Below are 22,730 nucleotides of genomic sequence, written 5' to 3' on the forward strand. Positions count from 1 at the left end.
TCCTTGAGTGGCCTATCGCTCGCGACGCGGTCGCTCGCTGCTTGAGGCCGAAGTTTGTGTCTTAGGCTTCGATCTTGCTGAGGATCAGCGTGCCGTTGGTGCCGCCGAAGCCGAAGCTGTTGGACATGACGTGCTTCAGCGGGCCGTCGTGGCGCTGGCGCAGGATCGGCATGCCCTCGAACTCGGGATCGAGGTTTTCGATGTGGGCGCTTTCGGCGGCGAAGTCGTTGTCCATCATCAGCAGGCAGTAGATGGCCTCCTGGGCGCCCGCGGCGCCGAGCGAGTGGCCCGTCAGCGACTTGGTCGAGGAGATCATCGGCATCTGGTCGCCGAAGACGTTGCGGACGGCGCCCATTTCCTTGGAGTCGCCGACCGGGGTCGAGGTGCCGTGCGGGTTCAGGTAGTCGATCTTCGGATTGCCGGCCATTTCGAGCGCGATCTTCATGCAGCGCTCGGCGCCCTCGCCCGAGGGGGCGACCATGTCGTAGCCGTCCGAGTTGGCGCCGTAGCCGGTGACTTCGGCGTAGATTTTGGCACCGCGCGCCACGGCGCGTTCGTATTCTTCCAGCACCACGATGCCCGCGCCGCCCGCGATGACGAAGCCGTCGCGGTCCTTGTCATAGGCGCGGCTGGCCTTCGACGGAGCGTCGTTGAAGTTTGAGGACATGGCGCCCATGGCGTCGAACATGTTCGACATGGACCAGTCGATGTCCTCGACGCCGCCGGCGAAGACCACGTCCTGCTTGCCCCAGGCGATCTGTTCGGCGCCGGCGCCGATGCAGTGGGCGCTGGTCGCGCAGGCCGAGCTGATCGAATAGTTGATGCCCTTCAGCTCGAACCAGGTGGCCAGAACGGCGGACGGACCGGAGGCCATGGCCTTGGGCACGGCGAACGGCCCGATGCGCTTGGGCGAGCCCTTTTCCATCGTGGTCTGGGCCGCCTGCAGGATGACCTGCGTCGACGGGCCGCCTTCACCGACGATCAGGCCGATGCGGGGGTCCTTGATCTCTTCCGGGGTCAGGCCGGAATCCTTCAGCGCCTCTTCAAAGGCGATGTGACCCCAGGCGGTGCCGTTGGCCAGGAAGCGGGCGGCGCGACGATCGACGTGCGGGGCCCAGTCCTCGGCGGTGTGGCCCAGCGCCGGCGGCGCCCAGACCTGTGAGCGGAAGCCGTGCGCGGCGTGGTCCGACGCGTGCTGGATCCCCGATTTCGCGTCGCGCAGCGACGCAGTGACCTCGGCGGCGCCGGTGCCAATGGAGGAGACGATGCCCAAGCCGGTGACGACGACACGCCGCATGCTGGATTCCTTCCGATATTTCACTCGCCGCGTTGTCCGCGGTCTGGGGGGATATAGGGAGTCTATTCGCCGGTCGCTTCAGCGCCGCCGAACAGGCCGACACGCATGTCGGTGGCGGTGTAGATGGGAACGCCGTCGGCCTCCATCACCCCGTCCGCAATGCCCATGACGAGACGGCGGTTGATGACCCGCTTCAGGTTGATCTTGTAGGTCACCTTCTTCACGTCCGGCTGGACCTGCCCGGTGAATTTCACCTCGCCGACGCCCAGTGCGCGACCGCGGCCCGGCCCGCCGATCCATCCGAGATAGAAGCCGACCAGCTGCCACATGGCGTCCAGACCCAGGCAGCCCGGCATGACGGGGTCGCCGATGAAGTGGCACTGGAAGAACCAGAGGTCCGGGTGGATATCCAGCTCGGCCTCGACGTAGCCCTTGCCGTGCTCGCCGCCGTCCGCGTTGATCCGGGTGATCCGGTCGAACATCAGCATCGGCGGCGCCGGCAGCTGGGCGTTGCCCGGGCCGAACAGCTCGCCCCGGCCCGAAGCCAGCAGGGCCTCATAGTCGAACGACGACGGATATTTCAGTTCGGACAAAGACATTCTCGTGGTGACGGACGCGAGACGCGCCCGGATGTTGCCGCCGGGTTACACGAGCCCGCTTCGAGGCTCAACTTTTTAACGGAACGGTCTTCGCCGGACGCGGCTAAAGTCGGCCGCGTCCTGCCCCTGCGGGGCGATTGGCGTCGCACAGCGGTTGCTCCTGTGCGCCGAAAACCGCGGTCTGCGGCACCCAGCCGCGCAGCCGGCGCACGCGCACCTCGCACCACTGGTCGACGCACTCGCTCAGGGACACGAGAGACCGGGCGGACAGTCGCGCCCGCACGGGCGAGGTCGCGGACCGTCCGGCATGGATGGCGACCTCCTCGTCGGTGAGGTTCAGCAGGCTCCGTCCACTGGACACCACGCTGCGATGAACCCAGGCGACCGCGCCCTCCGGATCGCAGATCTTGCGCCAGCCCTCGGTCTCGGCGACCACCTGAACCGGCAGGTTCGACACCCGGTATTGCCACAGGATCGGGTAATCCAGACCGGGGCCCTGACGCGCGAATACCTTGCTGGACTTGAGAGAAAGCCAGCGGGGAACGGGCTGCCCGCTGGGCGTCGGACGTCCGTCGGGCATGGTGTTCGCCGCGCCCGCCAGTACGGCGCAGCCGACCACACCCAAGGCCAGGATCGCCCGCTTGAAGCGACCCGTCTTGCCAGACACTTTGTCAGACGCTTTGCCAGACACCGGGAGGACCATTAAAGCCGGAGACGAGAAACCGAAGGCTCCGAATGTCCGCTCCCAGGCTTAAGGTCGTATTAACCAGACGCTTGCCCGACGCCGTGGAAACGCGGATGCGCGAGCTGTTCGACGCCGAGCTCAACCTGACCGACAGGCCGATGGATCGCGCGGCGCTGGAGGCGGCGGTGCAGCGGGCCGACGTGCTGTCGCCGACGATCACCGATGTCATCGACGCGGACCTGATCGCGAAGGCCGGGCCGCAGCTCAGGATGATCGCGAATTTCGGCGCGGGCGTGGATCATATCGATATCGACGCCGCGGTCGGTCGGGGATTGATCGTCACCAACACGCCGGGCGTTCTGACGGAGGATACGGCGGACCTGGCCATGACCCTCATCCTCGCGGTCAGCCGCCGGATCGTCGAGGGGGCGCAGGTGATGCAGGAGGGCCGGTTCGAGGGCTGGACGCCGACGTGGATGACCGGGCGGAAGCTGTGGGGCAAGCGGCTGGGCATCGTCGGCATGGGGCGGATCGGACAGGCCCTGGCCCGTCGGGCGAAGGCCTTCGGGATGCAGGTGCACTATCATAATCGCAAGCCGGTCTCGCCGATGATCGCCGAGGAGCTGGGGGCGACCTGGTGGGACGATCTCGACCAGATGCTGTCCCGCATGGACCTGATCTCGCTCAACTGCCCGGCGACGCGCGAGACCCACCATCTGCTGTCGGCGGAACGGCTGGCGAGGCTGCGGCCCGAGGCCATCCTGATCAACACCGCGCGGGGCGAGCTGATCGACGAGGCGGCCTTGGCCGATGCTGTGGACCAACGTCGCATCGCGGGAGTCGGGCTGGATGTGTTCGAGCACGAGCCGAAGGTGCATCCGGGGTTGATCGGACATCCCAATGTGGTGCTTCTGCCTCATCTGGGCTCCGCCACCATCGAGGCGCGTCAGGACATGGGCGACCGGGTCATCGCCAACATCATGACCTTCGCCAACGGGCACCGCCCGCCGGACCGGGTGATCCCGGCGATGTTCTGAACGAACGGTCTTGACGGGCTGACCACGCTTCGGTTGTTTCCCGGCACAAGTATCGGGGGATTCTGATGAAATCGAATTGGACCAGGACGGCGCCGGCCGCCGTGTCCCGTCGCGCCATGCTGCTCGGCGCGGGTGGGCTTGCGGGCGCGATGCTGATCGCGCCGCATGCCGCGCGCGCAGAGGGCGCGCCGGGCGCCTATCCTCTCAGCAAATTCTTCGAACCGACCCGGTCAGTGGGCGTCGGCCTGTCGCCGGACGGCAACCGGATCGCCGTCGGTGAGAATCAGGGCACGGATGTCGCGCCGAGCAGCGCCGTCGACTTCATCGACGCCGCCGATCCGGAAGGCCAGCGTCGCCGCATCGAGCTGGGGCCGGTCTGGATCAGCTCGATCCAGTGGGCCAGCAACGATCGTGTGCTCGTCAGCGTGATCATCCGGGGCGAAACGGGCCGGCGATCGCAGGCGGGGACCAATATCCGCAGCGACAGCATCGAATATTTCATGCGCCGCGTGGTTTCGATCGACGCGACGCGGGGGGATCCGGTCGTTCTTTTCGCGGACCAGCGGACGCGGATGCGCGGTTCGTTCGACATGGGGCGCATCATCGACATGCTGCCGAACGATCCGGACAACATTCTGATGGCGGCGTGGGAGGCGGACGGGGTCCTGGCGCTGCACCGTGTCAATGTGAATACCGGAGCGGCCACCCGGCTGGAGCGCGGCGGGGCGGGGACCTACACGTGGCGGACGGTCAACGGCGTGCCGGTCATGCGCCACGATGTGAACAGCCGCGGCACCATGGAGAGCATCATGGTCCGGGCGCCCGGTGAAACGGAATGGAAGCTGGCTCGCCGCAGTCGTATCCGCGATGCGCCCGAGTTCGCGTGGGTCGGTGAAACCGGACGCGACGGCGTGGTTCTGGTCATCGCCCGCCTGGACGGCGAGGATGTCCAGAGCGTCCGTGAAATGGATCTGGCGACGACCCGCCTGGGTCCGCCCCTGAACGCCCGCCCGGGGCGGGATGTTCTGGGCGGTCTGCTGGATTCCGCGGGGCACTATCTGGGCGCTGCCTATTACGGCGAGCGACTGGAGTATGAGTTCGCGGAGCCGGCGCTGGCGGCCCACCACCGTGCGCTCAACCGGTTCTTCGACAACACCTGTGACGTCTTCCTCACCGACGTGGACCGGTCCAGGAACCGCTTCATCGCCTATGTGAATGGTCCGAACGAGCCGGGCGCGTGGTTCTTCTATGACAAGACGGCGCGGGTGATCGTCAACGTCGGGCAGTCCCGCGAACTGGACCCGACGCGGCTGGGCGCCGGTGAGATCCTGCAGGTTCCGACACGGGACGGCGCGACCATCGAGGCCTACCTGACGGCGCCTCCCGGCGCCGCGCCGGGACCGCTGATCGTGTTGCCCCATGGCGGGCCGGAAGTGCGTGACACCGCCGACTGGAACCGGCAGGCCCAGGTATTCGCCGCCCAGGGCTGGTGGGTTCTGCGGCCGAATTTCCGCGGGTCGGGCGGTTACGGCCAGGCCTTCGCCGAGCAGGGCTGGACCCGTTGGGGCACGCGCATGCAGGAGGACGTCGAGGACGCCGTCGCCCATGCGATCGCCACAAGGGGCCTGGACGCCTCAAGGGTCGGCATCATCGGCACCAGCTACGGGGGCTATGCGGCCCTGATGGGCGCGGTGAAGCGCCCGGACCTCTACAAGGCCGCCATCGGCATCTGCGGCGTGTACGACCTGCCGGACATGCTGGCGTGGGAGCAGCGAGAGGACGATACGCCGGGCCAACCGATCTACGAATTCTGGACCAAACGTATCGGCGATCGGTCGGTCGTCGGGCCTGAACTGGAATCCGCCTCGCCGCGACGTCGGGCGGCGGAGATCGCCTGTCCCGTGCTGCTGGTGCACGGGGAGGACGACGGCATCGTGCCGCTGATCCAGTCACGACGTATGCGCGACGCCCTGCGCGCCGCGCGGAAGACCGTCGATCTGATCGAGGTGGAGAACTTCGGGCATGCGGACTGGGAGGATGTCCGGGAGCAGGAACTGATGACCCGCTATGTCGCCCTGTTCCGCCAGGCTTTCGGCTGATCCGGTTCGAGCGCTCGCCGGTCCCGAGGTGATCACGCTTCAGCCGGAGGCGGCGATAGGGGACGGAGGGTGGCAGACCGGGCAGTCGGGGTCGGGGGCGACCCGGACGGTCCGGGTGGCGCCGGCCAGGCCGTCGTAGAGCAGCAGGCGGCCGGTCAGGGGCGCGCCCGCGCCGGTGATCAGCTTGATCGCCTCGAGCGCCGTCATCGCGCCGATGACTCCGGCCAGGGCGCCGACGACGCCGACGCGGCTGCAGGTCTCGGCGTCCGGCGGGCTTTCCGGGACAAGGCACCGGTAGCAGGGGCGGCCCTGGAACACTCCGACCTGGCCGTCCCAGCGGCCCAGTGCGCCGGAGACAAGCGGAATCCCCTGCCGGACGCAGGCGGCGTTGACGCAGAACCGGGCGCCGAAGTCGTCGGTTCCGTCGATGATCACGTCGCAATCCGCGATCAGGTCGGCGGCATTGTCCGCCGAGAGCCGTTCCGCGCGAGGCTCGAGGCCGACGTGCGGGTTGAGGGCCGCCAAGGTCTCCACGCCGGCGGCGACCTTGGATCGTCCGGTGTCGGCGGTGTTGAACAGGATCTGGCGTTGCAGGTTGGACAGGGCGACCTGGTCGTGATCGATCAACCGCAGGGTTCCGACGCCGGCGGCGGCGAGATACAGCGCCGCGGGGGCGCCGACGCCGCCCAGGCCGATCAGGCCGATGCGCGCGGCTTTCAGCTTTTGCTGACCAGGGCCGCCCACCTCGGACAGCACCAGATGGCGGGCGTAGCGTTCAATTTCATCTTCGGAGAAGGTCACCCGCTCCAGTTAGGCGCTGGAGCGATGAACGTCACCTCCCGGCGTCAGGCGGCGGCCTTGAACTCGAGGATGGCCTCGGCCTCGTTTGCCGTCAGGCGGGAAATTTCCGACGCGCCGAATTTCTCCAGAATGGCGTCCGGGTCGGGGCAAACGCTGATGGGCTCGCTCAGCGCGCGATCGGCGATCGGGGTATCCACCAGAATGCGCAGCCCGGTGTGGCGGCGGTCCTCGAGCAACCGTCGCATCAACCGGTCCAGATCCGCGCGGGAGCCTTCAAGGGCCTGCAGGATCTGACCCCGGTGGAACATGATCGAGGCCGTGATGGCGTCGCGCCGGTTGTTGGCCTCCGCCGCGCCGAGAATATGGGCGAGCGAAATGGTCGAGACGCCGGTCGCGCCGACGGCTTCACTGGCGTAAATCACACGATGCAGCACGATCCAACCCCAACAATGTCCCCCAAGGGGCTTAATCTATCTATGTAACGGGTTACATTGGTAACAATGTGGCGCTTGCGTATCGTTGAAATCCAACAGGATTCCCTTGCCGCGCCGCATTTCGGTCTCCATCTGAAAGAGATGATGAACACCGCATCCTCATTCCCCGATTGGCACGGCACAACGATCCTTGCGGTACGTAAGGATGGGCGCACGGTTATCGCCGGCGACGGCCAGGTCTCGATGGGGCCGACCATCGTCAAGGGCGCGGCCCGCAAGGTCCGGACGCTGGCGGGTGGCAAGGTGCTGGCGGGTTTCGCCGGCGCGACAGCTGACGCCTTCACCCTGATCGAACGGCTGGAAGCCAAGCTGGAGCAGTATCCGGACCAGCTGGCCCGCGCCTGCGTGGATCTGGCCAAGGACTGGCGGACCGACCGCTACCTGCGGCGACTGGAGGCGATGCTGCTGGTGGCCGACCGGAACTCGATCTTCACCGTCACCGGTGTGGGCGATGTGCTGGAGCCGGAGTACGGCGTGGCGGCGGTCGGCTCGGGCGGCAACTACGCCCTGTCGGCGGCGCGGGCCCTGATCGACAACACGGATCTGGACGCTGAAACGATTGCGCGGCGGTCCATGGCGATCGCGGCGGAGATCTGCGTCTACACCAACGGCAACCTGACGGTGGAGACGCTGGGGGACTGAAGAGTGAGTGGTGAGTTGTGAATGGCGCGCACGACGCGACTTTCTGACGCCACTACTCACGGCTCACGAGTCACGTTTCACCTCTCGCCAACGCACCCTGGCTCCCCCATCTGCATCCCATGACTGATCTCTCTCCCCGCGAAATCGTTTCCGAACTCGACCGCTTCATTGTCGGTCAGGATGACGCCAAGCGCGCCGTGGCCGTGGCCCTGCGCAATCGCTGGCGGCGCAAGCGCGTGCCGGATGACCTGCGCGACGAGGTGACGCCCAAGAACATCCTGATGATCGGGCCGACCGGCGTCGGGAAGACCGAGATCGCCCGGCGGCTGGCCAAGCTGGCGGGGTCGCCCTTCCTGAAGGTCGAGGCGACCAAATTCACCGAGGTCGGCTATGTCGGGCGCGACGTGGACCAGATCATGCGCGATCTGGTCGAGGCCGCGCTGGTGATGGTGCGGGACAAGCGCCGGTCGGGCGTGAAGGCCAAGGCCGAGGGCGCCGCCGAGGAGCGCATCCTGGACGCGCTGGTCGGGCCGGGCTCGCAGCCGGCGACCCGTGACAGCTTCCGCAAGAAGCTGCGGGCGGGCGAGCTGGACGACAAGGAAATCGAGATCGAACTGGCCGACAACGCCTCGCCGATGCAGGGCATGGACCTGCCGGGCGGCGGCAATGTCGGGATGATCAATCTGTCCGAAATGCTGGGCAAGCTGGGCGGGGGGCGAACCAGGAAGGTCAAGCTGACGGTCCGGGACGCGGTCGCGCCGCTGACGACCGAGGAAAGCGACAAGCTGCTGGATCAGGAGAGCCTGACCGCCGAGGCCCTGTCGCTGGCCGAAAACGAGGGCATCGTCTTCATCGACGAGATCGACAAGGTGGCGGCCCGCTCCGAAGCGCGCGGCGCAGATGTGTCGCGCGAGGGCGTGCAGCGCGACCTGCTGCCGCTGATCGAGGGCACGACGGTGTCGACCAAATACGGGCCGGTGAAGTCGGACCATGTGCTGTTCATCGCCTCGGGCGCCTTCCACGTGGCCAAGCCGTCGGACCTGCTGCCTGAGCTGCAGGGGCGTCTGCCGATCCGGGTGGAGCTGAAGGCCCTGACCCGTGACGACTTCAAACGCATCCTGACCGAGCCGGAAGCCAATCTGATCCGTCAGAACCAGGCGCTTCTGGCGACCGAGGCGGTGACGCTGGTCTTCACCGACGATGCGGTGGAGGCGCTGGCGGATGCGGCTGTGGCCGCCAATTCGACGGTCGAGAACATCGGCGCCCGCCGCCTTCAGACGGTGCTGGAGCGGGTGTTGGAGGAAACCAGCTACAAGGCCTCCGACCTGACCGGGCAGACGATCACCTTCGACGGTGATCAGGTGCGCGAGCGGATCGGCGAGCTGGCGAAGAACGCCGACCTGAGCCGCTACATCCTCTGATCCCGCATCCGACCCGGGCTTCGGCGCGTATCAACGCTGTCGGGGTTTGAGGAGGATCGCCCATGGCCAACCGTTTGCTCGCCCCCGTTGTGGCGCTTGGTCTGTGTCTGATCGCCGGAAGCGCCTCGGCGCAGGCGGTGGACATGGACCGGTTTGACGGACGATGGTTCGAGATCGTTCGCAGTCCCAATGATCTCCAGAAGGACTGTCGCCGGGCGCAGATCGATTTCAATCCGCAGGGGCGGGCCAATCGCTACGGCATCGTCGTGACCTGCACACGGCGTGCGGACGGAGCGGTTGAGACCCTGCGCGCCAACGCCCGGGTGACGGATCCGGGAACCAACCGGAATCTTCGCTTCAGCCTGACGGGCCTGCTCAGCTTTGGCGGACTGGCCGGGCAGAACTACCGTGTGCAGGCGCATGCGGACGACTACAGCTGGGCGATCCTGTCCCTGCCGAACCGGTCGGACTGGTGGATCTGGCATCGGGACCAGAGCCCTTCGCCGGCGATCCGCGCTGACCTGATCCGGCGGGCGGCGGCCCTGGGGCTGCCGACCGGGCAGGTGGTCCAGACGGGTCAGTAGGTCGTCGGTTGACGGCCGGTGACCTCCAGCGGGGCGGTGACCGAGCTGTCGGGCGTTCGGAAGACGTAGAGGCTGAGCAGGACCACGAGCGCCGCCAGCAGGGCGTTGATCAACCACAGGCCGCCCTCGTTCCGATTGCGGCGCGCGCCTCGATCCTCCTGCATCGGCTCACTCCGCCTTCTGCGGCTTCGGCTTGATGAGCAGTTTCGTAGGACGATGTTATTTGAGCGGCAAGGCGTGAGGGCGGGGCGCCGTTCGGGAAACAGTGGATGATTTCTCCGCCGGCAGAGCTCTCGCGCGCTCGACCTCCAGTCGCGCCCGTTGGCTTGTGGCGCTGGACTTGAGCAGGGCGGCGAGCACCAGAAGCCCGGCCGCCAACGCCATCACCGCCAGCAGCCAAAGCCCCGCCTTGCTGCCCCGGTTGCGCCTCGCGATCCTGTCCTCGCGCATCGACCCGATCCTTTCGCGCCGTCACCGGCCGATCATAGCACCGTCCTGCGCTGCATGCGCGAAGCGGGGTTGTGCCGTGAACGAATGCGGAACATAAGTGCCGCCATGGCTTTGGACGTCCATCAGATCGATCTGGTTTTCAGCCGACCCGACACGACGCTGGCCGTGACGCGCGGCGCGGCGCGCCTGATGCTGAACATGGGCTATGCGCCCCTGCTGGAAGTCGGACTTCCAAACGGGCGGCGTGCGGACGTGATGGCGCTCGGACCCAGGGGCGACGTCGTCATCGTCGAGGTGAAATCGGGGATCGACGATTTTCGGGTCGATCACAAATGGCACGAGTACGGGCCGTTCTGCGACGCCTTCTATTTCGCTGTCGCACCGGAATTCCCACGGGAAATCCTTCCGATCGAGCCTGGCCTGATCGTCGCAGACGCCTTCGACGGGTCGGTTGTGCGGGAAGCGGTGTCCAGCCGACTGGCGCCGGCGCGCCGGAAAGCCCTTACGATCGCATTCGGTCGGTTGGGCGCGATGCGGACCTTCCGGGACGTCCGGTCGGACTGATCAGGTCGCCGGAGTTGCGGCTTCGCCCGGAGTCGGCGCGGGCGTGGCGGCCGGTGCAGGCGTGGTCATCGGGCCCGTCTCGTTGGCTCCCGCAAAGACGGCGGAGGCGGCCGCGCAACCCATCAGGGTCTCTTCACCAACCTTGACCATGGCCGTCAGCGGATAGGTCCGGTCGCTCATGCCGTCGCTGCATTCGGTCGCGGTCAGGGTGACGTTGAAGATCGTGCCGGCGTCGGACCTTGTCTGGAAGGTCGCGACGTTGCCCTGGAGGGTGGCTTGCGGCTGCGGCGCGCGCTGTTCGGGGCGGTCGAGACCCGAATAGACGAGTTCGGATCCTGTCAGTTCGATGCCCCAGAAGGGCTCGGTCCCGAGAAGTCGGACAGGTTGCGAAAGATCGACACCGGAGAGAACGGGCGCGTTCGGCGCCGGCTCTGCGCCGCCCTTGGTCGGCTCGGACCCCTGCGAGCAGGCGGCCAGGGCGGTCAGTGACAGGACGGCGAGAAGATGCGGACGCATGACGTAACTCCGGCAACAGGGCGGGAAAGAGGCCCCGGAAGAACGGCGTCCGTCAAGCGCCGCAGGGTCCGGCGGTCTCAGTTGTGGTCGGTGGCCGTGGGAACAGCAGCCATCTGCACCCCGTCAGCGACGCCGGGCGCCTGCTGATAGATGAAGCCGTTGGTCGGATAGACCGTCGTGCCGAGGTCGTTGATCGGATTGTACCAGACCTTCACGGCGGTCCAGTCATTGGTGTCGGAGACGTCGACCACGGTCACATTCTCCTCGACCTTGCCGCGGCTGCCGCCCCAGTTGGCGTGGGTGACGCGGATCACGCGGGGCGTCAGGACTTCCGACACCACGGCGACATGGCCCCGGCTCATGCGGCCGTTGGAGGCGAACGAAAGAACAGATCCCGTGCGCGGGGTCTGGCCGGTTTCAAACCGGCCCTGCGCCTGACGCCACCAGGTGACGGCGTCGCCGAAGATCTGGATACCCGAGAACATGCGGGCGAAGGTCACGCACTGCCAGTACGGCTCTCCGGCATTTGCTGCGGGGGCGGTCAGGCCCAGCGCAAACATTCCGAGGGTCGCTGCAACCGCAGCGGCTTTGAGCCGTTTGATCATGCTGAGTCTTGTTCCCGACGACGCTGAAACAAACCGTAACCGATAGTTTCGCGGGGGTGAAGTCCCCAATCAGGCGAGTGGGCCGTCCGCGACGATGGGGGCTTGACCTGTGCGGTTTCGCACCGCGAAGCCTCGCAACGCCTTGCGGGCCGGGCGTTCGACGAGGTGATAGGTCAGCATGGCCGCCACCGGAATGGCCGCCACCACAGCCAACCACACAATGATGTGAAAGCGTTTGTCATCGGCGCCGGTGAGCCGGGCCGCGAGATTGGTCATGACCAGCAGGACCGGGGCGCAGACCATATAGATCGAATAGGAGATCTCCCCCAGATAAACGCCGAGCGGCGAGGCCAGAACGCCGGCCCTTTCGTTGGCCAGGGAGCCGAGGGCGAGGATGAGGCCCCCCGCGAAGAGAACGATGATCGGGTCCCACAGACCCAGCGAGGCGCTGACGACGACGCCCGCGCCGCTGAACAGGGCGACCGGCCCGGCGTGCGGAATGGGGGCGCGGCGGTAGATCAGATACAGGGCGCAGCCCAGCATGAAGCAGGGCACGATCCGCAGCGCGCCCCAGCGGAAGGTGGCCTCCGTCAGGGAGAAGCCCGCGAGCGGCTGGAAGGCGGCGTAGATGCCCAGCGCCGCGACGGCGGCCAGCACTGTCGCCACGACCGGACGATCCTTCAGCCGCCAGGCGACGAAGGCGTAGGCCGGGAAGCTGAGATAGGCGAACCACTCCGCCGAGATCGACCAGGACGGGTGGTTGAAGGCCGACGACGGGGCAAGGCCCCAGGCGTGGGTCATGGTCAGGTGGGCAGGCAGGGCCCGCCAGTCCGTCAGGCTGTCACTGACCGAGAGGCCCGCCACGCCGGCCCCGATTCCGAGGATCGCCATGCCGGCGAGGGTCACCAGATGCAGCGGATAGACCCGCGCGATCCGCGCCCACAGGAAGCCGCCGTGCGAATAGCGCTTCGTCCCGGCGGCCTCGAGATAGACGTGGCTGAGGATGAAGCCGGAGAGGACGAAGAAGACCTCGACCCCGAGGTAGCCCTTGGTCACCAGCGTCGGCGTGACGCCGATGTCGAGGTGCTCCCATGCGGTGTAGAGCACCACCCAGGCGGCGGCGAGGAAGCGCAGCGTCGTCAGCGCGCGGAGGTCGGGGGGCGTGGCCACGGGCGTCATGAGCGTGACCGTACGCCCGCCCCGGTCGCGAAACCGTTAACCAGCACACTCCGCAGGCTTGGTCTCACCCGGCTTGTACATCGCGCAGGAGCGGTCGATCTCGTCCTGGATCATCTGGCAGGGGTTTTCCGGGTTGCACGGCGGGTGGCTGGCCGGGCTGACGCGGGTGCAGCGGCTGGCCAGTTCGATCGCCGCGTCCGAGCCCTGATCCAGGGTGCAGGACATTGACGAGGCCTCGACCGGCGCGACCGCCTCTTCCTGCGGGGGGGCGTCGGCGGGCATGACCGGATCGGACGTGGTCTCGGCGGACGGGGCCGTGGCGTCAGGCGCCTTGGATGCGGGCAGTTGGTCGCAGGCGGCCACCATCAGCAGGGCGGCGGTCAGAAGGATCGGCAGGCGCATCGTCGTCTCTCCCCAGGGACGGTGAAAAACGACGATGCCCGCTTTCGGAGAACGATGAAACCCCGCACGCCTGAACGGCGAAGCTTCAGCGGCGGATCAACGGCCCAGCGCAGCCCGCTGCAGGGCGAACAGTTCGCCACAGCCGATTTCGGCCAGTTCGAACAGGCGGTTGAACTCGACGCGGGAGAAGCCGCGCTTTTCGCCCGTGGCCTGGATCTCGACGATGGTCCCCGAGCCGGTCAGGACGAAATTGCTGTCGGCCTCGGCGGAGGAATCCTCTTCGTAGTCGAGGTCGAGCACCGGCTGGTCGTTGCAGACGCCGCAGGAGACGGCGGCGACCTGATCGAGGATCGGATCGGTCTTCATCACACCCTCGGCGCGCAGGTAGTCAAACGCGCTGGCCATGGCGACCCAGGCGCCGGTGATGGCGGCGGTGCGGGTGCCGCCGTCGGCCTGGATGACGTCGCAGTCCAGCACCACCTGACGTTCGCCGAGCGCCTTCAGATCCACGACGGCGCGCAGTGAGCGGCCGATCAGGCGCTGGATTTCCTGCGTGCGGCCGGTCTGCTTGCCGGCGGCGGCTTCGCGACGCCCGCGGGTGTGGGTGGCGCGGGGCAGCATGCCGTATTCGGCGGTGACCCAGCCCTGACCCTTGCCGCGCATCCAGCTCGGGACGTTCTCCTCCACCGAGGCGGTGACCAGAACCTTCGTATTCCCGAACGTCACGAGGCAGGAGCCCTCGGCGTAGCGGTTTACCCCGGTCTCCAAGGTCACAGTGCGGAGCTGTTCGGGGGTGCGGTCGGAAGGGCGGGGCGTGGTCATGATCGTGGTCCTTGGAAGCCGTCGCGGCGCTGCTTATCCTGAAACCGTGACCCTGTATGCCCCTGCCCCGAGCATCGATCGACGTCTCCTGCTGGCCGGGGGGCTGGCCGGCCTGTTGCCGCTGGGCGCCTGCACCGGCGTGATCGACGTGGATGACAGCGCGGGCGGTGCGTCGAAACTGGCTTCGGCGGCGCAGAAGCAACTGGGCGTGACCAAGGAGTATGATCCCGCCTACGTCGGCCTGACCTATCCGGGCGGAGATGTGCCCAGGAAGACCGGTGTGTGCGCCGATGTGGTCATCCGCGCGGCGCGTGACGGTCTGGGGGTCGATCTGCAACGGCTGATCCATGAGGACATGACGGCGCATTTCGACGCCTATCCCGACCGTTGGGGACTGAAGCGACCCGACGCCAACATCGACCACCGCCGCGTGCCCAATCTGGAGACGTACTTCGCCCGGCAGGGCGGCGAACTCTGGACGGCGACGAAGAAGACCGGGGGGGCATCTTTTCCGAAACCTCTGAGGGTCGGCGATATCCTGACCTGGCGGAGCGACAAGGATGCGCCGCATATCGGCATCGTGACGCGGGGCGGAAAGTCGCCCCTGCTGCTGCACAATGCGGGGTCTGGCGCCATGCAGCATCCGCTCTGGCTGATGGGGCTGTGGCGGGCCGCGCACGGTCATTACCGCTGGTCGGGGGGCATCGCATGAAGCCGCCCCTTCTGACCTCGACCGCGCTGGAAGCCGGCGGGCTGGCCGGGCTGGACCAGCGTGCGCGCGACATCTTCCGCCGCATCGTCGAGAGCTATCTGCAGACCGGCGAGCCGGTGGGGTCGCGGACCCTGTCGCTGAGCGGGATCAGCCTGTCGCCCGCCTCGATCCGCAACACGATGCAGGACCTGACACTGGCGGGTTTGCTGGCTTCGCCGCACACTTCGGCCGGGCGTATCCCGACCCATGCGGGCCTGCGTCTGTTCGTCGACGGCCTGCTGGAGGTCGGCGACATCCCGACGGAGGAGCGCCGCGAGATCGATGCGCGGCTGGCAGGGCGCGGACGCAGTTTCGAGGAGGCGCTGAACGAGGCGTCGTCCCTGCTGTCCGGACTGGCGGGTGGAGCCTCGATCGTGGCCAGCCCGGTGCGCGACGCCGGGGTCAAGCATGTGGAGTTCGTGGCCCTGGGCCATGACCAGGCGCTGGCGGTGCTGGTCGGCGACGACGGCACGGTCGAGAACCGGCTGATGCCGCTGAAGGCCGGAGTGACGCCCTCGACCCTGCAGGAGGCGTCGAACTTCCTGAACGCTCGTTTGCGCGGTCGTCCGCTGCACGAGGCACGCACCGAGATGCGCACCGAACTGGATGTGGCTCGACGGGAGCTGGACGAGACCGCCGCCCGGTTGGTCGAGGACGGACTGGCGGCGTGGTCGGGGGGCGCAGAGCGCGAGCGGGCCCTGATCGTGCGGGGGCGCGCCAACCTTTTGCAGGACGCCGGGGCGATGGAGGATCTGGAGAAGGTCCGTGTCCTGTTCGACGATCTGGAGCAGAAGGAGCAACTGATCGGACTGCTGGACGGGGTATCCGCGGCCCAGGGCGTCCGCATCTTCATCGGCGCTGAAACACGGTTGTTCTCACTTTCGGGTTCCGCCGTCATCGCGGCGCCCTATATGAGCGGCCGACAACGGGTTCTGGGCGCCATCGGCGTGATTGGACCTGCAAGACTGAACTACGCCCGTGTCATCCCGTTGGTGGACTATACCGCCCGGGTGCTGGGCCGGATGCTGGACGGACAAGAGACGTGAACGACACCCCCGACTACGAACCGGAAACCGAACTGGACGCTGACATCGGCGAGGCCGAGGGCCTTGCGGGCGACGATCTGGCGCCGCTCGACGCCGTGATCGCCGAGCGCGACCAGTGGAAGGACCGCGCCCTGCGCGCGGTCGCCGAGTCCGAGAACATCAAGCGACGGGCCGAGACGCAAAACAACGACGCGCGCGCCTACGCCATCCAGAAATTCGCCCGTGATCTTCTGGTGGTGGCCGACAATCTGGAACGCGCCATCCAGGCCGCGCCCAAGGTTCGTGAAGGGGGGGACGCCGACGGGGCCGCCGCCGGCCTGGTCTCGGGTCTGGAGCTGACCCAGAAGGCCCTGTTCTCGGCTTTCGAGGCGAACAACCTGAAGCGCGTCGCGCCCGAGCCGGGCGAGGTCTTCGATCCGCACCTGCATCAGGCGATGATGGAGCAGCCGTCCGACACTGTTCAGGGCGGCCAGGTGATCCAGACCCTTCAGGCCGGCTATGCCCTGTTCGGCCGCACCGTGCGTCCCGCCATGGTGGTGGTCGCCTCCAAGGGCTCCGGCGCCGCCGCGGGCAATGCGGCCTATCAGGCCGCCGCGCAGACCGGCGGGAATTTCGACGGACAGGCGTGAAGAGTGAGTCGTGAGTAGGAGGCCGTGCCGGCCGCAGTCGTTCGTTTTCTACTCACGACTCACTAGCACTTTTCGATCGCCTCACCCCTTCAGTCGCGCCTCGAAGAAGGCCAGCAGCTTCGACCAGCCGTCGGTCGCGGCGTCGGCGCGGTAGCTGTCGCGGTAGTCGGCGTGGAAGCCGTGTGGGGCGGCCGGATAGACGATGATCTGGCTGGAGGTCTGGCCCGCGCGGGCCAGGGCGCTGCGCATGGCCTCGACACTGGGCAGGGGAATGCCGGTGTCGGCCTCGCCGTACAGGCCCAGAACCGGGGACTTCAGATCATCGGCCAGATCGACGGGCCAGGGCTGGCCGGCGGCGGTCTGTTCCGATGTGGCGTTGGGCGCGGGGGCCAGACGACCATACCAGGCGACCCCGGCGTCAAGCACGGCGAAGCGGGCGCAGGCCTGCCAGACCACCTTGCCGCCCCAGCACCAGCCGGTGATGCCGACCTTGTCGCCGTCGGCCCAGAGCTGCTGGCTGACCCAGTCGAGGGTGGCCGAAACGTCGCCCATGACCTGCTCATAGTTGGCGGCCGAGACGATCTGCATGATGCGGCTCATGTCCGAGAGCGGGGCCGGATCCTCGACGCGGTTGAAGAAGCCTGGGGCGACGGCGGCATAACCGGCCTTGGCGAGGCGGCGGCAGATGTCGCGGATGTACTCGTGGACGCCGAAAATCTCGGATACGACGATCACCACCGGGAAGGGGCCTTCACCCGCCGGACGGGCCACGAAGGCGGGCAGGTCGAACCCATCCGGGGCCGGATAGGCGACGTCCTCGCTGACCAGACCCGTGCTGTCCGTGGTGACGGGCCGCGCCTGCGCCGCCAGTGCGGCCGGTGCATAGCCGGCGAAGAACAGGCCTCCGACCGCGCCTGCGCCGAGGGTGCGGCGGTTCAGGACCATGTCTTCAGCCTGCGGACCTTCGGGGCGGATCAGCGTCATGGGTGGTCTTCCTCCTGTGGTGGCCGGACAGTGGGCGCGGCCCCATCCGGCGTCGAGTCACGATTGCCGTGAAGACGGCCCCGCCCTCCGGAGGGTCAGGTTGATCCGGCCGCCGCCATCCAGAAGGCTCGAGGAGCCGGGCAGCAGCCGGTCGATCCCATGCCGCGCCAGTCGCGCCGGACCGGTCAGGGCGCAGACGTCGCCGGAGGCCAGCCGGATGCTCCTGGTCGGTCCGCCCGCCGCCGGGCCGATCCGGAACAGGGCGGTGTCGCCCAACGAGACCGACAGCACCGGGGCGTTCAGATCGGCCTCGTCCCGGTCCTGATGCAGGCCCATCTTCGCGTTCTCACGATAGAGGTTGACCAGACAGGCGTCGGGCGGCTCGGGCCAGCCGGTCAGCGCATTCCAGAGGTCGAGGAGGCCCTGCGGCATGGGCGGCCAGGCCGCGCCGGTTTCGGGGTGGGTCGGCTGGTAGCGGTAGCCGTCGCGGTCCGAGACCCAGCCGAGCGGGCCGAGATTGGTCATCCGCACCGAGAAGGGCCGTCCGCCCGGGGTGACCGGGCGATAGAAGGGGCTGGGCTCGATTGCCCGAAGGACCTCGGCGAGAAGGGCGGTCTGTGCGGCGAGGTCCAGTGCGCCGGGCCACCAGCGGAAGCCGTCCAGTCCGGTGTCGATCTCGCGCGGCGCAGGCATGGGGTGGTTGTAGGAAGTCGGCCGGACGAGCGAAAGCAGGACGGATGACGAGCGCCGGATCGCAAGCTAAGCCTTGGGCATGAAGCGCGCCCTCGTCCCCCTGATCCTGTTGTCGCTCGCCGCCTGCGAGGGACGCGAACCGGAGGGAGCGGCGGCGCCACGACCAACGGAACTGGCCGTGTTGACCCCGGACGGGGAGAGCGCGGTTCTGGCCCCCAACAGCTCCATGCGGCTTGTGTCGACCGGTACCGGAGAGCTGTTGCTGAGCGCCGGTTTCTTCAACCGCAATCAAATGGCCTACGTCGGTTTGCCGGCCCGGGCGGCATGGTCTCCGGATTCCGGGCGGCTGTTCGTCAACGATCCGGACAATGCGGCGCTGGGCGCCGTGCGTGTCTTCGATGTCTCGTCGAGCGGCGTGGGGCGTGAGCGGACAGAGCCGCATCGGCTGGCGGTGGAGGCGCTCATCCGGATGAACGGCTGCGTGGCGGCGCCCGGGAGCGACGTCGCGACCGGGGGACTGGCCTGGGCCGCCGACGGGGATCAACTCTACGTCCTGGCCGAGGTGCGGCGCCAGACCGGGGACTGCGCCTGGGACCGGGTCTCAAGCCTCGTGGCGGTGGTCGACATGCAGGACGGTCGGGTGCTGGAGGCCCTGCCCGCTGACGAGGCGCGTGCGCGTCATCCCGAACTGTCGGCGACGTAACCGGGTTTTAAAACCGGGTGTGCCAGAAGGGGTCTATGGATCGTCGCGCCCTTCTCGGCCTCGCCGCCGTCGCCACAGCCGCCGCAGCCTCGCCGGCCAGCGCCTCTTCGGGCGGAGGAGGAGGGTCGTCCGGCAACAGCTACCTTGGCCTGCCGACCGTCACGGGCAATGTGCGCCGTCCCGGCGGCGGAACCGGCGTGATGACCGTCGAGGTGGGGGTGGACACGCCGGACGCGGCGTTGCGCACCCGCGTTGCGCAGTCCGCGCCCCGGCTGCGCGCCGCCTATGCCCAGGTCGTCCGCCAGCAGGCCGCCACCCTCCTGCCCGGCGCACCGCCCGATATCGAACGCCTCGTCAGCGCCCTTCAGGCGGCGACCAACACCGTCATGGGACGGGCCGGCGCCCGACTGCTGATCGGGACCGTGATGGTGGTTTGAGAAGGGAGCAGGGCTTGAGGATCGGGAATCAGGGGCGCGCTGCGACGCCGTAGGAGCCGTTCCGCAGGTTCCCGGTTCCCAAACCCTGCGTCCTTCCCTTCAGTCCCTGGTCGGATCGACCTGGTTCTCGTCGCCGTAGGTCAGGGCGAGGAAGACGTCTTCCAGGTCCGGGTCTTCGGTCGAGATGTCGGCGATCGTCACCCCCGCCGCGCGGACTGCGGCCAGAACGTGCTCAACCGACGACTGGCCTTTCCTGTAGCTGACGGCGAAGGCGCCGTTGGGGCGCGGCACGACATCGAAACCCTCCACCGTCGGCAGGCCGCTCAGCTCGCCCTCGGGCGTCACCACCACATTGCGGGTGTCCAGACGGCGCAGCAGTTGCGGCGTCGGTTCACAGGCCACGACCTGACCCCGGTTCATGATGGCGATGGTGTCGCAGAGTTCCTGCGCCTCCTCGAGGTAATGGGTGGTCAGCAGGATGGTCACGCCCTCGGCGTTGATCTTGCGGACGTACTCCCACAACTGGCGGCGCAGTTCGACGTCCACGCCGGCGGTGGGCTCGTCCAGGATCAGGATCGGCGGATTGTGCACCAGGGCCTTGGCGACCATCAGGCGGCGCTTCATCCCCCCGCTGAGGGCGCGGACATAGGCGTTGGCCTTGTCGGACAGGCCCAGGGCGGCCAGCAGCTCATCCGAACGGCGCTCGTTCTTCGGCACGCCGTAGAAGCCCGCCTGCACCTCCAGCGCCTCGCGCGGGGTGAAGAAGACGTCGGCGACGATTTCCTGCGGCACCACGCCCAGCGCCGCGGCGGCGTCACGCGGGGACTTATCGATGTCCCGGCCCCAGATCGAGACCGTGCCGCCGGTCTTGTTGACGATGCCCGAAATGATGTTGATCAGGGTGGACTTCCCGGCGCCGTTCGGGCCCAGCAGACCGAACATCGAGCCCCGCGGAATGACCAGATCAACGCCGCGCAGGGCCGTCTTGGGCGCGGCCTTCCGGGTGCCGGCATAGGTCTTTTCCAGCCCCCGAACCTCAATGGCGTTCACGGGCAGGGCGTCGGTCTCGGTCATTCGGGCGCTTTCGGGTGTTTCAGGCGGCTCCGTTTGACGGTAAGGAGCCCGCGCGCATACCTATGTGCGCCTGCCCCAATCGCCAAGTCAGAGCCTGTCGAATGTCGTCGCGCCCCACCTCCGTGATCGTCCCCCCGCCGGAAGAGATCGTGGTGACGACCAAGCGTGTCGCCTGCGACGGCGGCGGCGGCGCGCTCGGCCACCCGCTCGTCTACATGGACATGGGCGAGGACGACTTCGTCGAGTGCGGCTACTGCGACCGCAAATTCACCCTCGGCAAAAAGAAGAAGGCCGAGAGCGAATACCACAGCCCGGCCGCCCGCCCGCCGGAAGCGCACTGACGTCTACAGCCTCGGCGCGCCCCCGCCGGCCGCGATCCAGGCGTCGACCTGCGTCTCCAGCACGTCCAGCGGCACCGAGCCTGAACCCAGCACCACCGCGTGGAAGTCGCGGATGTCGAAGCGGTCGCCCAGCGCCGCCTGCGCCCGCGCGCGCAGCTCCATGATCTTCAGCTCGCCGATCTTGTAGCTGGTCGCCTGGCCCGGATTGGTGATGTAGCGCTCGACCTCCTTCTGGATGTCGCGCTCGCTCAGCAGGGAGTTCTGGCGGAAATAGTCCATCGCCTGTTCCCGGCTCCAGCGTTTGGCGTGCAGGCCGGTGTCGGTCACCAGACGCACCGCGCGCCACAGCTCGGTCGAGAGGCGGCCGAAGTCGGAATAAGGGTCCTGATAGAAGCCCATCTCCTTGCCCAGCTGCTCGGCGTACAGACCCCAGCCCTCGGCGTAGGCGCCGTAACCGCCGAAGCGGCGGAAGGACGGCAGGCCCTGCATCTCCTGCGCATAGGCGATCTGGAAGTGATGGCCCGGCGCGCCCTCGTGGTAGGTGATACCCTCGATCTGGGGCTTCAGCACTTGGGTCATGTCAGACAGGTTCACGTAGAAGATGCCGGGACGTGAGCCGTCCGGCGCCGGGGCGTTGTAGAAGGCGATGCTGGCGGTGGATTCACGCCAGGCCTCGACGGCCCGCACTTCCAGGGCGGCCTCCGGCAGGTCGCTGAACCAGCGCGGCGCGACCTCCATCACCTGGGCGATGTAGGTCCGGGCGTCGGCCAGATACTGCGCCTTGCCTTCGTCCGTGTTCGGATACTGGAAGCGCGGATCGGTCTTCAGCAGGACGAAGAACTCCTGCAGCGTGCCGGTGAAGCCCACCCGATCCATGATGCCCTGCATCAGGCCGTGGATGCGCTCCACCTCGTCCAGCCCGATCCGGTGGATCTGGTCGGCGGTCAGGTCGGTGGTGGTCGAGAGCCTCAGGCGGGCGTTGTAGTAGGCCTCGCCCTCCGGCAGCCGCCACACGCCGCCGTCGCGGTCCGGCATGGCCGCCGCCTGCTGCTGCACCTCGGCCAGGGCGGCCAGCACGGTCTCATAGCCGCGCTTCCATTCCCCGGTCAGGGCCGCCGAGCCCTCGGCCAGCAGCCGATCCTTCGTTGCCTGATCGGCGTCCAGTTCGCCGACCTTCTCCTTGAAGTCGGCCCAGACCGGGTTGTCGTCGCCGTCATCGAACGGGGCGCCCGAGATGACCCGCCGGGTGTTGGCGATGGAGGGAGCGAAGACGAAATTCGGTGAGACCACGCCCGCGGCGGCGCGTTCGCGCAACTCGGCGGCGATTTCGCCCATGACACGCTCACCCTCGCGGATGCGCGCCACATAGGCTTCGGCGTCCGAGACGCTGTCGACCGCGTGTTCATTGATCAGGAAGACCGGCAGGCCGGTAGTCGGATTGCGGTTGGCGGCGAACTGATAGCCCCACCCGCGCCACTGCTGCTGCAGTCGGCCCTCGACCACCGCGTGCTCGAACAGCCGCCAGCTGACCTGGCTCTGCGGGCTCAGGGCGTCGAAGTCGAACTCCGTCTTCATCCGCGCCAGCTGCGCCTCGCCCAGCGCCTGCGCCTGCTCGGCGCCCGCGTCGGTATAGTCGTCCAGCTTGTCGTAGTCGGTCTTCAGACCCAGCGAGGTCATCGATTCCGGGCTGAGGGCGATCGACTGCTGGAAGGCCGCCTCGAAGAAGGCGTTCAGCCGGGCGTCCTCGCTCTGCGCGGGGGCTTCAGCCGTCGCGGGAGACTGGGCGAAGGCCAGGGCGGGGCTGCCGGCCAGCAGGGCGACAACGGCGGTGGAGATGAGCAGGCGACGCATGAAACCCTCCCGGAACGTGCGGCC

At 67.8% G+C, this 22,730-nt stretch carries 27 protein-coding genes; 12 read left to right on the forward strand and 15 right to left on the reverse strand.

Translation table 11 applies throughout. The features are described from left to right. Nucleotides 1–61 precede the first annotated feature (61 nt). The 3 genes from fabB to ACLQ7T_RS01740 all read right to left on the reverse strand — a co-directional run bounded on the left by fabB (nt 62) and on the right by ACLQ7T_RS01740 (nt 2,563). Nucleotides 62–1,297: a beta-ketoacyl-ACP synthase I gene (fabB, locus tag ACLQ7T_RS01730; protein ID WP_420477844.1), complete on the reverse strand. Its 1,236-nt coding sequence runs from the start codon at nt 1,295–1,297 to the stop codon at nt 62–64. Nucleotides 1,298–1,359: 62 nt separating this feature from the next. Continuing rightward, the gene (fabA, locus tag ACLQ7T_RS01735) at nt 1,360–1,881 is read right to left on the reverse strand and encodes a 3-hydroxyacyl-[acyl-carrier-protein] dehydratase FabA (protein ID WP_420478001.1); all 522 of its coding nucleotides are present in this window, start codon (nt 1,879–1,881) and stop codon (nt 1,360–1,362) included. A gap of 118 nt (nt 1,882–1,999) precedes the next feature. Further along, a complete protein-coding gene (locus ACLQ7T_RS01740) occupies nt 2,000–2,563 on the reverse strand; it encodes an SH3 domain-containing protein (protein WP_420477845.1) in 564 nt (187 codons plus the stop codon). Between the two features lie 68 nt (nt 2,564–2,631). Here ACLQ7T_RS01740 and ACLQ7T_RS01745 point away from each other — a divergent pair, with 68 nt between their 5' ends. Both ACLQ7T_RS01745 and ACLQ7T_RS01750 read left to right on the forward strand, forming a co-directional pair. After that, entirely contained in the window at nt 2,632–3,618 is a 987-nt protein-coding gene (locus tag ACLQ7T_RS01745) for a 2-hydroxyacid dehydrogenase (protein ID WP_420477846.1), read from the forward strand. Between the two features lie 65 nt (nt 3,619–3,683). Continuing rightward, the gene (locus ACLQ7T_RS01750; protein ID WP_420477847.1) at nt 3,684–5,717 is read left to right on the forward strand and encodes an alpha/beta hydrolase family protein; all 2,034 of its coding nucleotides are present in this window, start codon (nt 3,684–3,686) and stop codon (nt 5,715–5,717) included. A gap of 39 nt (nt 5,718–5,756) precedes the next feature. Here ACLQ7T_RS01750 and ACLQ7T_RS01755 read toward each other — a convergent pair whose 3' ends face one another. Both ACLQ7T_RS01755 and ACLQ7T_RS01760 read right to left on the reverse strand, forming a co-directional pair. Then, on the reverse strand, nt 5,757–6,518 hold the full coding sequence (locus ACLQ7T_RS01755; protein WP_420477848.1) for a HesA/MoeB/ThiF family protein: 762 nt from the start codon (nt 6,516–6,518) through the stop codon (nt 5,757–5,759). A gap of 44 nt (nt 6,519–6,562) precedes the next feature. Continuing rightward, nucleotides 6,563–6,952: a BLUF domain-containing protein gene (locus ACLQ7T_RS01760; protein WP_420477849.1), complete on the reverse strand. Its 390-nt coding sequence runs from the start codon at nt 6,950–6,952 to the stop codon at nt 6,563–6,565. Nucleotides 6,953–7,093: 141 nt separating this feature from the next. Between ACLQ7T_RS01760 and hslV the strand changes: the two genes are divergently transcribed. The 3 genes from hslV to ACLQ7T_RS01775 all read left to right on the forward strand — a co-directional run bounded on the left by hslV (nt 7,094) and on the right by ACLQ7T_RS01775 (nt 9,659). Continuing rightward, nucleotides 7,094–7,654 (forward strand): ATP-dependent protease subunit HslV, encoded by a 561-nt coding sequence (hslV, locus tag ACLQ7T_RS01765; RefSeq protein WP_420477850.1) that lies wholly within the window; start codon nt 7,094–7,096, stop codon nt 7,652–7,654. A 119-nt stretch (nt 7,655–7,773) separates the two neighbouring features. After that, nucleotides 7,774–9,075, forward strand: a complete 1,302-nt coding sequence (gene hslU, locus ACLQ7T_RS01770) for an ATP-dependent protease ATPase subunit HslU (RefSeq protein ID WP_420477851.1) — start codon at nt 7,774–7,776, stop codon at nt 9,073–9,075. 62 nt (nt 9,076–9,137) lie between these two features. Beyond that, nucleotides 9,138–9,659 carry a lipocalin family protein gene (locus ACLQ7T_RS01775; RefSeq protein WP_420477852.1) on the forward strand — a complete coding sequence of 174 codons (522 nt, stop codon included), beginning with the start codon at nt 9,138–9,140 and terminating at the stop codon, nt 9,657–9,659. Here the strand turns inward: ACLQ7T_RS01775 and ACLQ7T_RS01780 are convergent. Further along, a complete protein-coding gene (locus ACLQ7T_RS01780; protein WP_420477853.1) occupies nt 9,653–9,823 on the reverse strand; it encodes a hypothetical protein in 171 nt (56 codons plus the stop codon). The two genes, ACLQ7T_RS01775 and ACLQ7T_RS01780, sit on opposite strands and share 7 nt — an antisense overlap. A 391-nt stretch (nt 9,824–10,214) precedes the next feature. Between ACLQ7T_RS01780 and mmcB the strand changes: the two genes are divergently transcribed. Next, on the forward strand, nt 10,215–10,673 hold the full coding sequence (mmcB, locus tag ACLQ7T_RS01785) for a DNA repair putative endonuclease MmcB (protein ID WP_420478002.1): 459 nt from the start codon (nt 10,215–10,217) through the stop codon (nt 10,671–10,673). On the opposite strand, the gene ACLQ7T_RS01790 is transcribed toward mmcB, so the two are convergent. The 5 genes from ACLQ7T_RS01790 to rph all read right to left on the reverse strand — a co-directional run bounded on the left by ACLQ7T_RS01790 (nt 10,674) and on the right by rph (nt 14,197). Further along, on the reverse strand, nt 10,674–11,189 hold the full coding sequence (locus ACLQ7T_RS01790; protein ID WP_420477854.1) for a COG3650 family protein: 516 nt from the start codon (nt 11,187–11,189) through the stop codon (nt 10,674–10,676). It abuts the gene before it with no gap. Nucleotides 11,190–11,266: 77 nt separating this feature from the next. Beyond that, nucleotides 11,267–11,749 carry a CHAP domain-containing protein gene (locus tag ACLQ7T_RS01795; RefSeq protein WP_420477855.1) on the reverse strand — a complete coding sequence of 161 codons (483 nt, stop codon included), beginning with the start codon at nt 11,747–11,749 and terminating at the stop codon, nt 11,267–11,269. 114 nt (nt 11,750–11,863) lie between these two features. Beyond that, the gene (locus ACLQ7T_RS01800; protein ID WP_420477856.1) at nt 11,864–12,973 is read right to left on the reverse strand and encodes an acyltransferase family protein; all 1,110 of its coding nucleotides are present in this window, start codon (nt 12,971–12,973) and stop codon (nt 11,864–11,866) included. A 36-nt stretch (nt 12,974–13,009) separates the two neighbouring features. Beyond that, complete coding sequence (locus tag ACLQ7T_RS01805; RefSeq protein WP_420477857.1) at nt 13,010–13,375, reverse strand: hypothetical protein; 366 nt, start codon at nt 13,373–13,375, stop codon at nt 13,010–13,012. A 96-nt stretch (nt 13,376–13,471) separates the two neighbouring features. Further along, nucleotides 13,472–14,197: a ribonuclease PH gene (gene rph / locus ACLQ7T_RS01810; protein WP_420477858.1), complete on the reverse strand. Its 726-nt coding sequence runs from the start codon at nt 14,195–14,197 to the stop codon at nt 13,472–13,474. A 46-nt stretch (nt 14,198–14,243) separates the two neighbouring features. Between rph and ACLQ7T_RS01815 the strand changes: the two genes are divergently transcribed. From ACLQ7T_RS01815 to grpE, 3 genes are read left to right on the forward strand one after another with little or no spacing between them, the layout of a single operon-like run. Next, nucleotides 14,244–14,909, forward strand: a complete 666-nt coding sequence (locus ACLQ7T_RS01815; protein WP_420477859.1) for a DUF1287 domain-containing protein — start codon at nt 14,244–14,246, stop codon at nt 14,907–14,909. After that, nucleotides 14,906–15,994, forward strand: coding sequence for a heat-inducible transcriptional repressor HrcA (gene hrcA / locus ACLQ7T_RS01820; protein ID WP_420477860.1), 1,089 nt, complete (start codon nt 14,906–14,908; stop codon nt 15,992–15,994). The genes ACLQ7T_RS01815 and hrcA overlap by 4 nt, the downstream gene beginning before the upstream one ends. A 32-nt stretch (nt 15,995–16,026) precedes the next feature. Continuing rightward, on the forward strand, nt 16,027–16,623 hold the full coding sequence (gene grpE / locus ACLQ7T_RS01825) for a nucleotide exchange factor GrpE (RefSeq protein WP_420478003.1): 597 nt from the start codon (nt 16,027–16,029) through the stop codon (nt 16,621–16,623). Nucleotides 16,624–16,704: 81 nt separating this feature from the next. Here grpE and ACLQ7T_RS01830 read toward each other — a convergent pair whose 3' ends face one another. Both ACLQ7T_RS01830 and ACLQ7T_RS01835 read right to left on the reverse strand, forming a co-directional pair. After that, on the reverse strand, nt 16,705–17,607 hold the full coding sequence (locus tag ACLQ7T_RS01830; protein ID WP_420477861.1) for a dienelactone hydrolase family protein: 903 nt from the start codon (nt 17,605–17,607) through the stop codon (nt 16,705–16,707). A 57-nt stretch (nt 17,608–17,664) separates the two neighbouring features. Further along, nucleotides 17,665–18,300, reverse strand: coding sequence for an alpha-ketoglutarate-dependent dioxygenase AlkB family protein (locus ACLQ7T_RS01835; protein WP_420477862.1), 636 nt, complete (start codon nt 18,298–18,300; stop codon nt 17,665–17,667). 79 nt (nt 18,301–18,379) lie between these two features. Here ACLQ7T_RS01835 and ACLQ7T_RS01840 point away from each other — a divergent pair, with 79 nt between their 5' ends. Together ACLQ7T_RS01840 and ACLQ7T_RS01845 are read left to right on the forward strand one after the other, a co-directional pair. Beyond that, on the forward strand, nt 18,380–19,003 hold the full coding sequence (locus tag ACLQ7T_RS01840; protein WP_420477863.1) for a YncE family protein: 624 nt from the start codon (nt 18,380–18,382) through the stop codon (nt 19,001–19,003). Between the two features lie 35 nt (nt 19,004–19,038). Continuing rightward, nucleotides 19,039–19,440, forward strand: a complete 402-nt coding sequence (locus ACLQ7T_RS01845) for a Tat pathway signal protein (RefSeq protein ID WP_420477864.1) — start codon at nt 19,039–19,041, stop codon at nt 19,438–19,440. A 99-nt stretch (nt 19,441–19,539) separates the two neighbouring features. On the opposite strand, the gene ACLQ7T_RS01850 is transcribed toward ACLQ7T_RS01845, so the two are convergent. Then, nucleotides 19,540–20,514, reverse strand: a complete 975-nt coding sequence (locus ACLQ7T_RS01850) for an ATP-binding cassette domain-containing protein (protein ID WP_420477865.1) — start codon at nt 20,512–20,514, stop codon at nt 19,540–19,542. 101 nt (nt 20,515–20,615) lie between these two features. Between ACLQ7T_RS01850 and ACLQ7T_RS01855 the strand changes: the two genes are divergently transcribed. After that, the gene (locus tag ACLQ7T_RS01855) at nt 20,616–20,855 is read left to right on the forward strand and encodes a zinc-finger domain-containing protein (RefSeq protein ID WP_420477866.1); all 240 of its coding nucleotides are present in this window, start codon (nt 20,616–20,618) and stop codon (nt 20,853–20,855) included. Nucleotides 20,856–20,858: 3 nt separating this feature from the next. Here the strand turns inward: ACLQ7T_RS01855 and ACLQ7T_RS01860 are convergent, their stop codons facing one another. After that, nucleotides 20,859–22,706 carry a DUF885 domain-containing protein gene (locus ACLQ7T_RS01860; RefSeq protein ID WP_420477867.1) on the reverse strand — a complete coding sequence of 616 codons (1,848 nt, stop codon included), beginning with the start codon at nt 22,704–22,706 and terminating at the stop codon, nt 20,859–20,861. Nucleotides 22,707–22,730 lie beyond the last annotated feature (24 nt).

The organism is Brevundimonas sediminis, from assembly GCF_048799765.1.
In the GTDB taxonomy this organism is placed as follows: Bacteria; Pseudomonadota; Alphaproteobacteria; order Caulobacterales; family Caulobacteraceae; genus Brevundimonas.

Coding starts and splice junctions, on each gene's coding strand:
- ACLQ7T_RS01780 (WP_420477853.1), bottom strand. CDS start 9,823: ATGCAGGAGGATCGAGGCGCGCGCCGCAATCGGAACGAGGGCGGCCTG.
- ACLQ7T_RS01775 (WP_420477852.1), top strand. CDS start 9,138: ATGGCCAACCGTTTGCTCGCCCCCGTTGTGGCGCTTGGTCTGTGTCTG.
- ACLQ7T_RS01850 (WP_420477865.1), bottom strand. CDS start 20,514: ATGACCGAGACCGACGCCCTGCCCGTGAACGCCATTGAGGTTCGGGGG.
- hrcA (WP_420477860.1), top strand. CDS start 14,906: ATGAAGCCGCCCCTTCTGACCTCGACCGCGCTGGAAGCCGGCGGGCTG.
- ACLQ7T_RS01805 (WP_420477857.1), bottom strand. CDS start 13,375: ATGCGCCTGCCGATCCTTCTGACCGCCGCCCTGCTGATGGTGGCCGCC.
- ACLQ7T_RS01845 (WP_420477864.1), top strand. CDS start 19,039: ATGGATCGTCGCGCCCTTCTCGGCCTCGCCGCCGTCGCCACAGCCGCC.
- ACLQ7T_RS01860 (WP_420477867.1), bottom strand. CDS start 22,706: ATGCGTCGCCTGCTCATCTCCACCGCCGTTGTCGCCCTGCTGGCCGGC.
- ACLQ7T_RS01745 (WP_420477846.1), top strand. CDS start 2,632: ATGTCCGCTCCCAGGCTTAAGGTCGTATTAACCAGACGCTTGCCCGAC.
- ACLQ7T_RS01790 (WP_420477854.1), bottom strand. CDS start 11,189: ATGCGTCCGCATCTTCTCGCCGTCCTGTCACTGACCGCCCTGGCCGCC.
- hslU (WP_420477851.1), top strand. CDS start 7,774: ATGACTGATCTCTCTCCCCGCGAAATCGTTTCCGAACTCGACCGCTTC.
- ACLQ7T_RS01795 (WP_420477855.1), bottom strand. CDS start 11,749: ATGTTTGCGCTGGGCCTGACCGCCCCCGCAGCAAATGCCGGAGAGCCG.
- ACLQ7T_RS01750 (WP_420477847.1), top strand. CDS start 3,684: ATGAAATCGAATTGGACCAGGACGGCGCCGGCCGCCGTGTCCCGTCGC.
- ACLQ7T_RS01830 (WP_420477861.1), bottom strand. CDS start 17,607: ATGACGCTGATCCGCCCCGAAGGTCCGCAGGCTGAAGACATGGTCCTG.
- hslV (WP_420477850.1), top strand. CDS start 7,094: ATGATGAACACCGCATCCTCATTCCCCGATTGGCACGGCACAACGATC.
- fabB (WP_420477844.1), bottom strand. CDS start 1,297: ATGCGGCGTGTCGTCGTCACCGGCTTGGGCATCGTCTCCTCCATTGGC.
- ACLQ7T_RS01840 (WP_420477863.1), top strand. CDS start 18,380: ATGAAGCGCGCCCTCGTCCCCCTGATCCTGTTGTCGCTCGCCGCCTGC.
- mmcB (WP_420478002.1), top strand. CDS start 10,215: ATGGCTTTGGACGTCCATCAGATCGATCTGGTTTTCAGCCGACCCGAC.
- rph (WP_420477858.1), bottom strand. CDS start 14,197: ATGACCACGCCCCGCCCTTCCGACCGCACCCCCGAACAGCTCCGCACT.
- ACLQ7T_RS01800 (WP_420477856.1), bottom strand. CDS start 12,973: ATGACGCCCGTGGCCACGCCCCCCGACCTCCGCGCGCTGACGACGCTG.
- ACLQ7T_RS01835 (WP_420477862.1), bottom strand. CDS start 18,300: ATGCCTGCGCCGCGCGAGATCGACACCGGACTGGACGGCTTCCGCTGG.
- ACLQ7T_RS01855 (WP_420477866.1), top strand. CDS start 20,616: ATGTCGTCGCGCCCCACCTCCGTGATCGTCCCCCCGCCGGAAGAGATC.